This is a genomic window from Dactylosporangium siamense, from assembly GCF_016862795.1.
In the GTDB taxonomy this organism is placed as follows: Bacteria; Actinomycetota; Actinomycetes; order Mycobacteriales; family Micromonosporaceae; genus Dactylosporangium; species Dactylosporangium siamense.
The window spans coordinates 19,665-33,481 of record NZ_BONQ01000020.1; the positions used below are offsets into that span (position 1 = coordinate 19,665).

At 73.0% G+C, this 13,817-nt stretch carries 14 protein-coding genes; 10 read left to right on the top strand and 4 right to left on the bottom strand.

Annotation, left to right across the window (positions count from 1 at the left end; all coding sequences use genetic code 11):
* Positions 1 to 2 precede the first annotated feature (2 nt).
* The gene (locus tag Dsi01nite_RS05850) at positions 3 to 1,499 is read right to left on the bottom strand and encodes a VCBS repeat domain-containing M23 family metallopeptidase (RefSeq protein WP_308442015.1); all 1,497 of its coding nucleotides are present in this window, start codon (positions 1,497 to 1,499) and stop codon (positions 3 to 5) included.
* A 413-nt stretch (positions 1,500 to 1,912) separates the two neighbouring features.
* Here Dsi01nite_RS05850 and Dsi01nite_RS05855 point away from each other — a divergent pair, with 413 nt between their 5' ends.
* The 8 genes from Dsi01nite_RS05855 (at position 1,913) to Dsi01nite_RS05890 (ending at position 10,484) form a co-directional block, all read left to right on the top strand.
* Complete coding sequence (locus Dsi01nite_RS05855; RefSeq protein ID WP_203844994.1) at positions 1,913 to 2,710, top strand: AfsA-related hotdog domain-containing protein; 798 nt, start codon at positions 1,913 to 1,915, stop codon at positions 2,708 to 2,710.
* Positions 2,707 to 3,303: a methyltransferase family protein gene (locus Dsi01nite_RS05860; RefSeq protein WP_203844995.1), complete on the top strand. Its 597-nt coding sequence runs from the start codon at positions 2,707 to 2,709 to the stop codon at positions 3,301 to 3,303. Before Dsi01nite_RS05855 ends, Dsi01nite_RS05860 begins: the two co-directional genes overlap by 4 nt.
* Complete coding sequence (locus Dsi01nite_RS05865) at positions 3,303 to 3,914, top strand: nitroreductase family protein (RefSeq protein WP_203844996.1); 612 nt, start codon at positions 3,303 to 3,305, stop codon at positions 3,912 to 3,914. Before Dsi01nite_RS05860 ends, Dsi01nite_RS05865 begins: the two co-directional genes overlap by 1 nt.
* The gene (locus Dsi01nite_RS05870; RefSeq protein WP_203844997.1) at positions 3,911 to 6,517 is read left to right on the top strand and encodes a PEP/pyruvate-binding domain-containing protein; all 2,607 of its coding nucleotides are present in this window, start codon (positions 3,911 to 3,913) and stop codon (positions 6,515 to 6,517) included. Before Dsi01nite_RS05865 ends, Dsi01nite_RS05870 begins: the two co-directional genes overlap by 4 nt.
* Positions 6,514 to 7,644, top strand: coding sequence for a cytochrome P450 (locus Dsi01nite_RS05875; RefSeq protein WP_203844998.1), 1,131 nt, complete (start codon positions 6,514 to 6,516; stop codon positions 7,642 to 7,644). Before Dsi01nite_RS05870 ends, Dsi01nite_RS05875 begins: the two co-directional genes overlap by 4 nt.
* Entirely contained in the window at positions 7,641 to 8,474 is an 834-nt protein-coding gene (locus tag Dsi01nite_RS05880) for a UbiA prenyltransferase family protein (protein WP_203844999.1), read from the top strand. Before Dsi01nite_RS05875 ends, Dsi01nite_RS05880 begins: the two co-directional genes overlap by 4 nt.
* Entirely contained in the window at positions 8,471 to 9,484 is a 1,014-nt protein-coding gene (locus Dsi01nite_RS05885) for a polyprenyl synthetase family protein (RefSeq protein WP_203845000.1), read from the top strand. Before Dsi01nite_RS05880 ends, Dsi01nite_RS05885 begins: the two co-directional genes overlap by 4 nt.
* Positions 9,485 to 9,551: 67 nt before the next feature.
* Entirely contained in the window at positions 9,552 to 10,484 is a 933-nt protein-coding gene (locus Dsi01nite_RS05890; protein ID WP_203845001.1) for an exopolyphosphatase, read from the top strand.
* A gap of 13 nt (positions 10,485 to 10,497) precedes the next feature.
* On the opposite strand, the gene Dsi01nite_RS05895 is transcribed toward Dsi01nite_RS05890, so the two are convergent.
* Together Dsi01nite_RS05895 and Dsi01nite_RS05900 are read right to left on the bottom strand one after the other, a co-directional pair.
* Positions 10,498 to 10,905: a nuclear transport factor 2 family protein gene (locus tag Dsi01nite_RS05895; RefSeq protein WP_203845002.1), complete on the bottom strand. Its 408-nt coding sequence runs from the start codon at positions 10,903 to 10,905 to the stop codon at positions 10,498 to 10,500.
* A 175-nt stretch (positions 10,906 to 11,080) separates the two neighbouring features.
* Entirely contained in the window at positions 11,081 to 11,530 is a 450-nt protein-coding gene (locus Dsi01nite_RS05900; protein WP_239135717.1) for a MarR family winged helix-turn-helix transcriptional regulator, read from the bottom strand.
* Between the two features lie 70 nt (positions 11,531 to 11,600).
* On the opposite strand from Dsi01nite_RS05900, the gene Dsi01nite_RS05905 reads away from it, so the two are divergent.
* Complete coding sequence (locus Dsi01nite_RS05905) at positions 11,601 to 13,037, top strand: MFS transporter (protein WP_203845003.1); 1,437 nt, start codon at positions 11,601 to 11,603, stop codon at positions 13,035 to 13,037.
* A 34-nt stretch (positions 13,038 to 13,071) separates the two neighbouring features.
* Here Dsi01nite_RS05905 and Dsi01nite_RS05910 read toward each other — a convergent pair whose 3' ends face one another.
* Positions 13,072 to 13,230 carry a hypothetical protein gene (locus tag Dsi01nite_RS05910; protein ID WP_203845004.1) on the bottom strand — a complete coding sequence of 53 codons (159 nt, stop codon included), beginning with the start codon at positions 13,228 to 13,230 and terminating at the stop codon, positions 13,072 to 13,074.
* 191 nt (positions 13,231 to 13,421) lie between these two features.
* Here Dsi01nite_RS05910 and Dsi01nite_RS59265 point away from each other — a divergent pair, with 191 nt between their 5' ends.
* Positions 13,422 to 13,811 (top strand): phosphatase PAP2 family protein, encoded by a 390-nt coding sequence (locus Dsi01nite_RS59265; RefSeq protein ID WP_505661187.1) that lies wholly within the window; start codon positions 13,422 to 13,424, stop codon positions 13,809 to 13,811.
* Positions 13,812 to 13,817 lie beyond the last annotated feature (6 nt).

Below are 13,817 nucleotides of genomic sequence, written 5' to 3' on the forward strand. Positions count from 1 at the left end.
GCTCAGAGCGTGGTCTCGCCGGTGAGGCCGAAGAAGTCGTGCCACTTGGCGCCGCCGGTGAAGGCGGTGCCGGTGGACAGGCCGACGTAGACGTCGTTGGTGGCGGCCTTGGTGAACACGATGATGTCGTCCTTGCCGTCGCCGTTGACGTCACCGAGGTACGGGAACTCCCCAGCGGTGCAGAAGAAGTCGTTCCACTTGACGGTGGTGCCGACGAACGCGGTACCGGTGGACACGGCGGCGTAGACGTCGGCGTCGGCGTTGCAGGTGAACGTGACGATGTCGGCCTTGCCGTCGCCGTTGACGTCGCCGACCCGGGGCTGCTCGGTGCCGACCGCGAACAGGTCGTGCCACTGCTGTGCGGCGCCGAACGCGGTGCCGGTGGACAGCGCGACGATCACGTCGGCGGCGGTGGCGGGGCCCTGGGTGAAGGTGATGATGTCGGCTTTGCCGTCACCGTCGACGTCGCCGACGGCCGGGTACTCCCCGGGGATGGAGAAGTACTCGTGCCATTTGACGCCGGGGCCGAACGAGGTGCCGGTGGACAGGGCGACGTAGACATCACCAAGAGCGTCGTGGGTGAAGGTGATGATGTCGTCCCTGCCGTCGCCGTTGACGTCGCCGACCGCTGGGACCTCCGTGCCCGGGGCGAACCAGTCGTGCCACTTCGCGCCGCCGGCGAAGGACGATCCGGTGGACAGGCCCACGTACACGTCACCGAGCGACCCGCCGGTGAACGTGATGACGTCATCCTTGCCGTCGCCGTTGAAGTCGCCCGTCATCAGCGTCTCGCCGGTGAGGCCGAAGAAGTCGTTCCACTTCACCGAGGTGCCGGCGAACGCGGTGCCGGTCGAGGTCGAGACGTACACGTCGTTGAGGGTGCCCTGGTTGAACGTGACGATGTCGTCCTTGCCGTCACCGGTGAAGTCCGTCGGTGACCCGGCCAGGTAGCGGCCGCCCGGCGCCTGCCCGCAGTTGTCGCTGACCAGGAACTTCTGGTTGTACTGCCCGGGGTAGGGCGCGAGCGAGACGCCGTTGATCGAGATGACCTGACCGACCCCGTTGAACAGCTGCTCGTAGTGCAGGTGCGGGCCGGAGGAGTTGCCGGTGCTGCCGGTGATGCCGATCTGCTGGCCCTGCTGCACGTACGCGCCGTCGGGCACCGAGTAGGCGCTCAGGTGGAAGTGGTACGTCATCCAGCCGCCGCCGTGGTCGATGGAGATGTAGTTGCCGGCGCCGCCGGGCTGTGACAGCCGGTGCGCGACGCCGGCCGCCGTCGCGACCTGCGGGGTGCCGTTGGTGGTGCCGTCGGTGCGCACGAAGTCGAGCGCCTGGCGCACCTCGGCGCTGTGGTGGTCATAGGTCCAGCGCTGCCCGCAGGGGAAGGGCGCCTTGAACAGCGGGGCCGCGGCGGCGGGGGAGGCCGACACCAGCACGGCGGTGATCGTGGATGCGGTGAGGGTGAGGAGGGCGACGAGCAGTCGCCGGACAGGGGACATGTAAATAGATTGCCGTCTGTATCGAGTTCCCGGAAGGAAGTTGCGGGAAATCGATTTCTCGCCTACGCTCGGCCGTGACGACCATCCAGTCGAGTCGATGGGTAGGGCGAGCCGTCGCCGATGGGCGACGTCAGTCGCGCACCATCGCAAATAATGTGCACTGGCCGTTTCATTTGCCGGATGCTAAACAGTTCATACGTCGGACGTCTCGGTGCCAGGTTACCGCGCTGTTTCGCATTCGTGGCAACCGATGCACGGTAATCGGCCGAACACCGTCACGATGAATGCTAATCGCCTGAAACCATACCCGGTCGGTGAATTCCTCAAACTTTTCTTCCCAGATTGACGGCTGCCAGTTTCGAAACAATAATTCGATGCTTCACGCCGCTCCCTGGAGATGAATGGGGGAATTGATGCGTACGGCTCCGTTGCGGGTAGACCGGCACCACCCGTTCTTCTTCGACCACCCGGTCGACCACTTACCCGGCAACCTGCTGGTCGCGGGTCTGCTCGGGCTCGCCGACGACGTCACCGGCGGCGCGCTGCGGCGAGCGGACCGGCGGCTGCGGCTCGCCTTCGCGTTCCCGGCGTTCGGCGAGCTCGACGGGCCGGTCGAGCTGCGCTGCGACCGGGCCGGTGACACCCTCGGCCTCACCGCCACCCAGTCCGTCGGCGACACCGTCCGGGACATCTGCCGCGGCACCGTCACCGTGCTCGCCGACGCGACCCGGCCGGCGGTCCCCGCCTGGCCCGGCCGCGGCGGGACCGCGACGCCCGCCGGCCACGCCGAGCCGAAGCTCGTGCACCGCGCCGACCTCAGCACCGTCATGCTGGGCCCGCCCACCGAGACACCGGCCGGCGAGTTCACCTGCCCCGTGCTGCGCTGCCCGGCCCTCGCCGCCACCGGTGACCTGCGCGACCCGATCGAGGTGATCGAGGCGGCCCGGCAGCTGGTGCTCATGCTCGGGCACATCGCCAACGGCCACCCGCTCGACGTCCACGTGGTGTGGATCGAGCTGACCGCCGACATCCCGGCCGCTCCGCCCGCCGACCTGCCACTGCGGGTGAGCTGGCGCCGGCCGGTCGGCAGACCCCGGGCGCGGACCGCGTTCGACATGGGCCTGCACGCCGGGACGGCCGACCTCGGCACCGTCCGGCTCGTCACCCACACGATGTCCCCGGTCGCCTACCGGAAGGTGCGGTCCGCGTGAGAGCCGCTCCCTGGATCATCTTCGGCACCGCGGTCGGGATCCTCGCCGGCGGCGCCTCCGTCCACCGCGCCGACCCGGCCGCGCTCGTCGTCATCGGCCTCTACGCGCTGTGGCTGCTCGTCGAGGCCCCGGTCGCGCTGCGGGCCACCAGCGCGCCGCAGGACGCGTGGACGATCGTGCCCTACGGCGCGGCCCGGCTCGCCACCCTCGCCTGCTGCCTGCTGGCGGCGGGGGAACGCCCCGCCTGGTTCTGGGCGTCGGCGGCGGTGTTCGCCGGCGGCGTCGGCCTGCGGGAGGTCGCGATCCGGACCCTGGGCCGGTTCTACTCCCACCACGTGGTGCGCCGCAGCGACCAGGTCGCGGTCACCCACGGGCCGTACCGCATGATCCGCCACCCCGCCTACGCCGGCATGATCCTGGCCCACGTGGGGCTCGTCGGCTGCTTCCCCGGCCCCGCGGGAGTCCTCGCGCTGTGCGCCCTCGTCGCGTCGATCGTGTGGCGGCTGCGGGTGGAGGAGCAGGTGCTGTGGGACATGCCCGGCTACCGCGACTACGCCGTGGGCCGCAAGCGCCTGGTGCCGGGCGTGTGGTGATGGACGCCGCGGAGGTGCTGACCACCACGCGCTCGGTGCGCCGCCGGCTCGACCTGACCCGTCCCGTCGACCTCGCCGACATTCGCGCCTGCCTGGAGGTGGCCGTGCAGGCGCCGACCGGAGGGGGTCGCCAGCACTGGCGGTGGCTGGTCGTCACCGACCCGGCGCTGCGTTCGGCGATCGGGCGGGTGTACCGGCAGGCCTTCGAACAGCGGTATCCGCCGGACGTCACCGACGCGGGCGTCCCGCCCCGGGACCTGGCCAGCGCCCGGCACCTCGCCGAGCACCTCGGGCGGGTGCCCGTCCTGGTCGTGCCGTGCCTGGAGCTGCGGCACGGTCTCGGCACCGGCAACCAGGCCGGCACCTGGGGGTCGCTGCTGCCGGCCGCGTGGAGCTACATGCTCGCCGCCCGCGCCCGCGGTCTCGCCACCGCGTGGACCACCGTGCACCTGGACCGGGAGGCCGAGGTCGCCGAGCTGCTCCGGCTGCCCGGGGACGTCCGGCAGGGCGCGCTGATCCCGACCGCGCACCCCATCGGCGGCGACTTCCGCCCCGCCCGCCGCGCCCCACTGGACGACGTCATCCACTTCGACGGCTGGACCGGGACATGACGATCCAGACCGTCACCGACCCGGCGCTGGTGGGGCACAAGTTCGCCCGCCTGCACCGGATGCGGGCCGCCGGCTTCCCGGTGCCGGACCTGATCACGGTGCCGGCGACCGCGTTCGACGCGGCGTGGCAGGAGGTCGACCCCGGCGACGGCCCGGACCGGTGGGCCAGGGCCCGGGACGCGCTGCGCGCCGCGCCCGTCCCGGCCGGGATCCTCGACGAGGTCGGCGCCCGGTTCGGCCCCGACGCGGTGTTCGCCGTCCGTGCCTGCGCCGTGGCCTCCACAGTGGACGGTGGAGGCGGCGAGGACGGCGCGGACCCGTTCGCCGGGATGAGCGACAGCTTCCTCTACGTGCCCGCGGACCGGGTCGCGGAGCGGATCGCGGCCTGCTGGGCGTCGGCGTTCACGGCCAGGGCGGTGGCCTACCGGCAGCTGCGCGGCCTCGACCCGGCCCGGACCCGGATCGCGGTCGGCGTGCAGCTGATGGTGCCCGGCACCCGCTCGTTCGTGGCGTTCACCCGCGACCCCCGCGACGGCGCCCGCCGCACCGTCATCGCCGCCGCGCACGGCATCGGCGAGGGCGTCGTGCAGGAGAAGGCCGACGTCGACCACTTCCACGTCGCCGGCCCGACCGTGACCGCCGACCTGGTCCGCAAGGAGCGCATGGTCGGCCCGCCGGACGGCAGCGGCGACCTCGCGCTGCTCCCCGTGCCGGCCGGCCTCGCCGCCGCGCCGGTGCTCGACGACCGCACCGCCCGTGCCGTCGCCGCCCTCGCCGCCAGGGCCGAGGCGTTCTTCGGCGGCCCGCAGGACATCGAGGGCACCATCACCGCCGACGGCGTCCTGCACCTGGTCCAGGCCCGGCCGATGGTGCTGCCCGCCGGCCCGCCGGTGTACTGGGCCAACCACAACATCACCGAGAGCTACCCGGGGATCTCCGGCGCGCTCACGTTCTCCCAGGCGCAGGAGTTCTACCGGCGCGCGTTCGGCGACCTGTACCACCGCATGGGCGTGCCGGCGCGCACCGTCGACGCCAACCGGCACCACCTGGAGCAGCTCGTCGCGCACCTCGACGGCCGGGTCTACTACCGCCTCGGCGCCTGGCACGCCCTGCACGGCCAGCTGCCGGTGTTCGACCTGGTGCGCGACGTGTGGCAGGACGGCATGGGCGTCACCGGCGAGGCCCGCCCGCCCGTCACCCGGCCCCGCCGGCGGGCCTGGCTCGCGCTGCCCGGCACGCTCCTGCGGGCCACCCGCCACCCCCGCCGGGCCGCCGGGTTCCTGCGCTGGTGGGACGGTGTCATGGACGAGTCGGGCGACCTGTCCGGGCGCACCCCGCACCAGCTCGTCGCCGCGTACCGGGAGCTGTGGGCGGCGGTGAGCGTCCGCTGGGGCGTCACCCTCACCAACTCCATCTACGGACTCCTGGCCGTCAAGGTCCTGATGCGCCTGCTCGACCGGTGGGCGGGCGGCAAAGGGCTGTTCACCGGGCTGCTCACCGGCGGTCCCGCCAACCGGTCCCTGGAGTCGGTCCGCGCCGCCGTCGCCCTCGCGGAGCTCATCGCCGCCGACCCGGGGCTGCGCGCGGCCGTCGAGGCGGGCGAGCGCCCCCGCGAGGTGTGGCACGACATCAGCACCGGCCGGCACGGCGCGCCCCTCGCCGAGGCGGTCGCCGGCTACCTGCGCCGCTACAGCGACCGCGCCCTGCACGACCTCAAGCTCGAACAGCCGACGCCGCGCCAGCAGCCGTGGCTCCTGCTGGAGGTGCTGCGCCCGTACGTCATCCAGGGCCGCACGGTCGAAGCCCTGCTCGAAGCCGAACGGCTCGCCGTGCACCAGACCGCCGGGGAGCTCGCCGCGCGCTGCCCCGGCCGGCTGCGCCGCACCGCCCTGCGCACCCTGTCGCGATACGTGCGGTTCATCGCCCGGGTCCGCGAGGACACCCGGTTCTGCCGCACGCAGCTGTACGGGCTCTCCCGCGACATCCTCTGGCGGCTCGGCGCCGACCTGCACACCACCGGGCACCTGGACGACCCGCTCGACATCCGCGACCTCACCGTCGCCGAGGTCCTCGGCGCCTACGACGGCACGCTGCCGTGCGCCGCGCTGCGCGACCTCGCCGCCGCCCGGCGCCGCGAACGGCTCCTCGCCGAGACCCGCCCCGCCCGGCCCGGACTGCTGCGCACCCCGGCCACCGGACCCCTCCGCGACGCGCTGTCCAGTGCCCTGGAGGTGACCGCGGTGACCGCGGTGACCGCCGAACCGGCCGCCGGCGGAGTGCTCACCGGGCTCGGCTCCGCGCCCGGCGTTGTGCGGGCCCCGGCCCGCCTCGTCCTCGACCCGGCCGTGGCGCCGGAGACGTGCCGCGACGCGATCCTCGTCGCCCGCGAGACCGACCCCGGCTGGCTGTTCCTGATGATGGCGGCGAAAGGACTCGTCGTGGAGCGCGGCACGCTGCTGTCCCACACCGCGATCACCGGCCGGCTGCTCGGCGTGCCGACGGTCGTCGCCGTGCCGGACGCCACCAGCCGCATCCCGGACGGCGCCCTGATCGAGCTCGACGGCACCGCCGGGACCGTGCGGATCCTGAAGGAATCGGCATGACCACGTTTCCGTTCGTGAGCCGCCCCGGCGTCGCGCTCGACCCCGAGCAGGCGGCGCTGTTCCGCCGCGAGGCGCTCGTCCCGGTCCGCATCCGCGGCAACCACCCGGCGCTGCTCGTCACCGGCCACGCCGACGTGCGCACCGTGCTGTCCGACCCGCGGTTCAGCCGGCAGCAGTGGCACGGCGGCACCATGTTCGCCCGCAGCCCCGACACCCTCGCCCTGGCCACCACCGACGCGCCGCTGCACACCCGCCGCCGCCGGGCCGTGCAGGCGGCGTTCACGCACCGGGCCGCCGAGGCCGACCGGCCGTGGATCGAGCGGATCGCCGAGGACCTGCTCGACGCGGTCGCCGCGAAGCCCGGACCGGTCGACCTGGTCGCCACGTACCTGCGCCCGCTGCCGTACCTCGTCGTCGGCCGCATCCTGGGCACCCCGGACGGCGACGTCGACCGGCTCGCCGCGTGGACCGACGTGATGATGTCCGCGGGCCGCTGCGAGCCGGACGAGGTCACCGCGGCCACGGCCGCCATGCACGGCTACTTCCGCGACCGGCTGGGCACCGGGTTCCTGGCGACCCTCGCCCCGGCCCTCAGCGAGCAGGAGATCGTCGTCATGGCCGCCGGGCTCGTCATGGCCGGCGGGGACGCCACCGCGAGCCACCTGAGCAGCTGCGTGCATCACCTGCTGCACGACGACGAGCTGCGCCGCACCCTGATCGCGCGGCCGGACCTGATCCCCGCCGCGGTCGAGGAGCTGCTGCGGTGGGTGTGGTTCGCCGGCACCGGCGGGCAGCCGCACGTCCTGCTCGCCGACGCGGAGCTGGCCGGCGTGCCGCTCCCCGCGGGGCAGGTCGTCATCCCGCTCACCGACGCGGCCAACCGCGACCCGGCGGTCTTCGCGGACCCGGCCGACTTCCGCCTCGACCGGCCCGCCAACCCGCACCTGGGGTTCGGTCACGGCCGGCACATGTGCGTCGGTGCCCCACACGCCAGGGTCGAGCTTCGCACCGCGATCGGCGCGCTGCTGCGCCGCTTCCCGGACCTGCGCGCCGCATCGGGCCCCGCCGTGTGGCGGGACAGGATGTTCCTGCGCGGCCTGTGGCGGCTGCCGGTGCGGCTGCGATGAGGGCGTTCATCCGCGGCAGCTACCCGCTGGTGCCGTCGGTGCTGTTCGCGGTCTGCTGGGCCTACGGCGTCACCGGGCTGTTCGCCCTCACCGGCCCACCCGCCGGCCCGTGGCGGCCGAGCCCGTGGACCGCGGTCGCGGCGCTCACGATCGCCCTCGACATGCTGCTCATGCGCATCATCGACGACATCCGCGACCTGCCCTACGACCGCGTGCACAACCCGCACCGGCCGCTCGCCACCGGTGCCGTCACCGGGTCGTCGTTGCTGCGCTGGTACGCCGGGATCGCCGCGCTGCTGGTCCTGCTGAACCTGTTCGACGCTTGGGCGGCGCTGGTCGTCGCGGCGCAGCTGGCCTATGCGCTGCTGTTGCTGCTGCCCGGACCGGATCCCGGGCGGCTGGTGCTGACCTTGGTGCTGAGCAGTCCCGTGCAACTGCTGCTGCACCTGTACCTGTACACCGTCCTCCTGCACACGACCGGCGGCGGCTTCGATCCGTCGTTCTGGACCGCGCTCGCCGTGGTCAGCCTCGCCACCCTGCACCTGGAGGTGGCGAAGAAGATCACCCGCGCGCCACGGCCCGGGGAACGCACCTACGTGACCACCTTCGGCCTGCCCGCCACGGTCGCCGTCGCCCTGCTCAGCGCCACGGGTTCGGCCCTGCTGCTGGCCCCCTGGGGTTCGGCGCTGACGCTGCTGCCCCTCGCGTTCCCGGCGGTGGCGTGGTGGCGGTTCCGGCGCGCGGAACGCTGGGACGCGCGGCTGGCCCTGCTCTTCGTCCTGGCCTCGTTCGCCACGTGGGCCCTGATCGCTGCTGGGGGAACATCATGACGATCGACGTCGGCCCGGTCCACGACGACCTGACCGCGCTCGTGGCGAGGCTCCGCCGCAGCGGCGACGTCGCCGACGAGGCCATGGCCGCGTTCCTCGCCGCGTTCCTGGGCAACCTCGCCGCGCGCGGCTCGACCGGCGCGGCCGACGTGATGATCCGGCTGCCGCTGCTGGTGCACGCCGCGGAGACCGGCGACCCGGCCGGCGGCCGCCCGGCGGCGGTCGTCCACCTGCTCTGGTGGGCCGCCGCCCGCTACCTCGACGACCTGGCCGACGGCGGCCCCTACGACCCGGCGCGGTGCAACGCGGACATCCTGGCCGCGCTGGGCGTCGGCAGCCACCTGCCGGTCAGGCTCGTCCGAGAGGCCGGGGTGCCCGACACCACGAAGGTCGCGGCCCTCTCGGAGGTGTCCCGCGGGTGGCTCGACGGCATCAGCGGCCAGCTCCTGGACTACACCGCCCGGCCGGCGGAGGCGACGGTCGGGACGGTGCTGGCCAGCTACGAGGGCAAGACCGGCGCCCCGTACGCCATGGCCACCGCGCTGGCCGCCTGCCTGGCCGGCGCCGACCCGGCCAGGGTCGAGCGCTGGCGCGACGTCGGCCGCCGGTTCGGGGTCCTGCGGCAGCTGACCAACGACCAGCGCGACCTGGTCACCGGCCGGGACGAGGACCTCCGCAACGGCGCCGCCACGTTCCTGGTGATGCTGCTGCTGGACGGCGTGCCCGCGGGGCAACGGTCCGCGCTGCTGGCCCTGCACGCGTCGGCGGCGACCTCGGCGGCGGCCAGGGCCGAGTTCAAGGGGCGGCTGACCGCCCCGGAGCACCTGCACGGCTACCACGAGCGGGTCGACGGGATGCTCGCCGAGGTGCACCGGTCGCTGGACACGCTCGGCGGCGCGGAACCGTTCGCCGAGGCGCTGCACGACCTCATCGACGACGCGATGCTGGCGTTCCCCCTGCCGGGCGCCCCGGTGTTCAGCCGTGGGCGCCGGGTTCCGGCCGGCACATGATCGGCACGAGCGGGGTCAGCGCGCCGATCCGCTCAGGTCCGGGCCCTGGCGGCCGATCAGTGCCGCTGTGAAGTACCGGCTCGTGACCCGCAGCGACTTCGATGGCCTGGTGTGCGCCACGCTGCTCAAGCACCTCGACATGATCGACGAGATCGTCTTCGTGCATCCGAAGGACATGCAGGACGGCAAGGTCGAGATCACCGGCAACGACATCATCACGAACCTGCCGTACGTCGCCGGGGCGCACCTGGTGTTCGACCACCACCACTCCGAGACGGTGCGGGTCGGCCCGCAGCCCAACCACATCATCGACGCGTCGGCCCCGTCGGCGGCCCGGGTCATCTACAACGAGTTCGGTGGTGCGGACTTCTTCGCCGACGTGCCGCTCGATCTCATGGACGCGGTCGACAAGGCCGACTCGGCGCAGTACACCGTGGACGAGATCCTCGACCCGACCGGCTGGGCGCTGCTGAACTTCCTGATGGACAGCCGCACCGGCCTGGGCCGGTTCCGCGACTTCACCATCTCCAACTTCGAGCTGATGATGAAGCTCATCCACGCCTGCCACCAGCTGGACAGCGTGGAGGAGATCCTGGCGATGAAGGACGTGCGGGAGCGCGCCGACCTGTTCCACGCGCACACCGAGCCGTTCATCGACCAGCTGCGGCGGGTGAGCACCGTCCACGACGACGTCGTCGTGGTGGACCTGCGCGACGAGGACGTCATCTACGCCGGCAACCGGTTCATGATCTACGCGCTGCACCCCGAGGCGCGCGTCTCGATCCACGCGCTGTGGGGCCGGGACAAGCAGAACACGGTGTTCGCGGTCGGGAAGTCCATTGTGGACCGCACCTCACCGGTCGACATCGGCTCGATCATGCTCGGCTACGGCGGCGGCGGGCACCGCGCCGCCGGCACCTGCCAGGTGGACAACGCCGACGCCGGACAGGTGCTCGGCGAGCTCATCCGGGCCCTGGCCCAGCCACGCGTCCCGGTGTGATCGGCCTGAGCTGTCAGGCGACGTGCCACGCCTCCGGTGGCGGCACGTGGCCGGCGGTGGCGTGCCAGTAGTCGCGGCTTTCGGTGATGAGGCCGTCCGCGTCGAACCGGGCGACCGCGCTGCCGGCGATCGTCAGCGCGCCGCCGTCGCGGTCGACGACCGTTGCCCAGTACTCCACCCAGGCGCGACGACCGTCGACGACGGGTGGACCGAACCAGACGTCGACCACCGCGGACTCCTCGGCGAACGCCTCGCGCAGGTAGTCCAGCACGGCCGCGCGGCCGGACAGCGGCGGGCGGAACGGCAGCGAGCGGTGGGCGCAGTCCGGCGCGTACAGCGCGGCGACCGCATCGGCGTCGTGTGACCGCCACGCCGAGACCCACGTGTGTGCCCAGGCGGCGGCCGCGATGCGAGTGTCCACGAGCCAAGTATCGCGCGGTCGCGAACGGACTGCGGCGGTCCTTGTTGGCATCACCAACACTTGCTATGTTGGTGATGCCAACATTACAGCGCGCCAGGAGGCATCGCCGTGGACGACACACGCACCGCCCGGATTCCGGTCATCGGCCGTAGCCCGGGCGTGATCCGCGGGTGACTCAGCCGAGCAGCTTCGCCAGCAGTGCGACGAACTGCCGCCGCTGCGCCTCCGTCAGCGGGTCCAGCACCTGCTCCTGCACGCCGTCGACGACGCCGTCGAGCTCCAGGAGCTGCGCCACCCCGGCCGCGGTGACGGTGACGATGTTGCGGCGGCCGTGCGCCGGATCGGCGGACCGCGCGACGAGCCCGCGCGACTCGAGCTCGGACAGCACCGCCGTGACGTCGCTGCGGTCGATCCCGGTCGCGCGGCCGAGGTCGGCCTGACTGGCCGGCCCCCACTCCTCCAGCGCGGCCAGCAGCCGGTAGTGGTAGCTGCGAAGGCCGCCACCGTGTGCTTCGAACCCGGCCGCGAGCAGGCCCGACGAGCGCGCGAACGCCCGGCTGATGAGCCACGTCGGCCGGTCCTTGACCCGGGCGGGGGCGCCGCCCGGCTGATGATCCATCGGCATGACCCGACGGTACCAGTTGTTGGTCGCGCCAACATTTAACTGCCGAACTCTGCCAGAGGAGCTTGCCGACATGCATCAGCAGGAACACACGCAGGCGACCCACGCACCGGCCCCGGCCCGCGGGCTCGGCGTCGCGACCCTCGTCATATCGCTGGCCCGGTTCATCGTCGTGCTGGACGGCACGATCATGATCGTTGCCCTGCCGAGCATCCAGAGCTCCCTGCACATCTCCTTGTCGGACCTGAACTGGGTGGTCAACTCCTACTCGCTGATGTTCGGCGGCCTGATGCTGGTCGCCGGGCGGATCGGCGACAAGTACGGCCGCAAGAACGTGTTCCGCATCGGGCTGGTGCTCTTCGGCGCGGCATCGCTGGCGGGCGGGCTCGCCGACAATGGGACCTGGCTGATCGCGTGCCGTGCGGTGCAGGGCACCGGTGCCGCCCTGGCCACCCCCGGCGCGCTGTCGCTCCTGGTCAGCACCTTCCCGGAAGGCAGGGCCCGGGCCAGGGCGCTCGGCCTCTACGGCGCCGCGACCGGGCTGGCGGCGGTCACGGGCCTGCTGGCCGGCGGCATCCTGACCACGTACGCCGGATGGGAATGGGTGCTGTTCGTCAACGTTCCGATCGTCGTCGCCATCCTGCTGGGGGTCGGCCGCCTGGTCGAGCCGGCACCGAAGCGCATCAGCATCGACATCCCGGGCGCGCTCGCCGGCACCCTCGGGATCGGCGCCCTCATCCTGGGGGTGAACCGGGTCGGCGAACACGGCTGGAGCGACCCGGCCGTGATCGCGTGCCTGGCCGCCGCGACCGTCCTGCTGAGCGGATTCGTGCTGACGCAGCGGATCAGCGCGGCACCGATGATCCCGCGCGAGGTCCTCGCCGATCGCGGCCGGGTCGGCGCGAACGTCGTCACCTTCGTCCAGGCCGCCGGCATGTTCACCACGTACTTCTTCCTCACCCTCTACATGCAGGAGGTCCTCGGGTACTCCGCGCTGCGGACCGGCTTGATGTACCTGCCGTTCGCCGTGGGCACCGGCCTGGCGGCCGGCGTGCTCGGCCCTCAGCTGTTGCAGCGCCTGTCCGAACGGGCCGCGCTGTCGACCGGGCTGCTGGTCGCCGCCGCCGGCACGGGATGGTTCTGCCTCATCACGCCCGGGTCCAGCATCTACGCCGTGCTGATCCCCGCGTCGGTCGTCACCGGTGCCGGGATCGGCATCGTCGCGACCACCGGCACCAGCATCGGGGTCCGCGGCATCGACAGCTCCGAGGCCGGCATCGGATCGGCGATGCTGACCGCCGGCGGGCAGGTGGGCGGCGCGCTCGGCCTGGCCGTCCTGGCCACCGTCGCCGCCTCGACGACCCGGCACGCCGCGGTCGACCATTCCATGAAGGAGGCGCTGACCAGCGGCTACGTCGCCGGCTTCGGCATCGCCGCCGGCCTCTACCTCCTGTGTGTCGCGATCACCCTGGTCACCGTCACACCGCGCCACCCGTCCACGCCCGAGTAGCAGCGTCAGCCCGTCCACGCCCGAGTAGCAGGCCTCAGCCCGGCGCGAACGGGCTGAGGCCGATCCACGACGGGAACGCCGAGCGCAGCGGCGCCGGGCCGGTGAGGTCGACCCGGCCGTCGCGCAGCGCGGCGCGCAGGTTCCGGCCGCCCCGCCGCCCGCGCTGAGCAGCGCGCGGTACGCCCGGGACCACGCCGAGGTGCGCACCCTCGGCGGCGCGACCAGCCCGGCCCGGCCCGGTCCGCGTTCGACGGGCAGACCGCGCAGTTCTGGCAGTCCGCGACGCCGATCGTGCTGTGGGACCCGGTCGCCGCCACGCTCATCACCCGCCACCGCCTCGGCCCGACCGACGCGGCCCGGCTGCTCGCGCAGGTCAACCTCGCCATGGCCGACACCGTCATCGCGGTCTGGAACGCCAAGAACGTCTTCGACACCTGGCGCCCCGTCACCGCGATCCACGGCACCGACCCGACGTGGCAGCCGCTGCTGGACACGCCGGCGTTCCAGGAGTACCCGGCCGGTCACCCCGCGGTCAGTCAGGCCGCCGCGGCCGTCCTATCCCACCGGTTCGGCGACCACACCCGGTTCATGCTGAAGGCCCCCGGCCTGCCCGGCGTCACCCGTACCCTGCCCAGCTGTTCGGCCGGTTTCGCGCAGGCGTCCGACGCGCGGGTCCTCGGCGGCATCCACGCCCGGTTCGCCTGCGACGCCGCCACGGCCATGGGCCGCCAGGTCGCCGCGCACGTCGACGCGACGGCCCTGCGCCGTCGCTGAGAAGGT

What these genes read in the sequence shown, in the direction of transcription:
- Dsi01nite_RS59265 (WP_505661187.1), top strand. Translation starts at nt 13,422, where the DNA reads ATGGCCGACACCGTCATCGCGGTCTGGAACGCCAAGAACGTCTTCGAC.
- Dsi01nite_RS05905 (WP_203845003.1), top strand. Translation starts at nt 11,601, where the DNA reads ATGCATCAGCAGGAACACACGCAGGCGACCCACGCACCGGCCCCGGCC.
- Dsi01nite_RS05870 (WP_203844997.1), top strand. Translation starts at nt 3,911, where the DNA reads ATGACGATCCAGACCGTCACCGACCCGGCGCTGGTGGGGCACAAGTTC.
- Dsi01nite_RS05900 (WP_239135717.1), bottom strand. Translation starts at nt 11,530, where the DNA reads ATGCCGATGGATCATCAGCCGGGCGGCGCCCCCGCCCGGGTCAAGGAC.
- Dsi01nite_RS05880 (WP_203844999.1), top strand. Translation starts at nt 7,641, where the DNA reads ATGAGGGCGTTCATCCGCGGCAGCTACCCGCTGGTGCCGTCGGTGCTG.
- Dsi01nite_RS05855 (WP_203844994.1), top strand. Translation starts at nt 1,913, where the DNA reads ATGCGTACGGCTCCGTTGCGGGTAGACCGGCACCACCCGTTCTTCTTC.
- Dsi01nite_RS05875 (WP_203844998.1), top strand. Translation starts at nt 6,514, where the DNA reads ATGACCACGTTTCCGTTCGTGAGCCGCCCCGGCGTCGCGCTCGACCCC.
- Dsi01nite_RS05865 (WP_203844996.1), top strand. Translation starts at nt 3,303, where the DNA reads ATGGACGCCGCGGAGGTGCTGACCACCACGCGCTCGGTGCGCCGCCGG.
- Dsi01nite_RS05885 (WP_203845000.1), top strand. Translation starts at nt 8,471, where the DNA reads ATGACGATCGACGTCGGCCCGGTCCACGACGACCTGACCGCGCTCGTG.
- Dsi01nite_RS05850 (WP_308442015.1), bottom strand. Translation starts at nt 1,499, where the DNA reads ATGTCCCCTGTCCGGCGACTGCTCGTCGCCCTCCTCACCCTCACCGCA.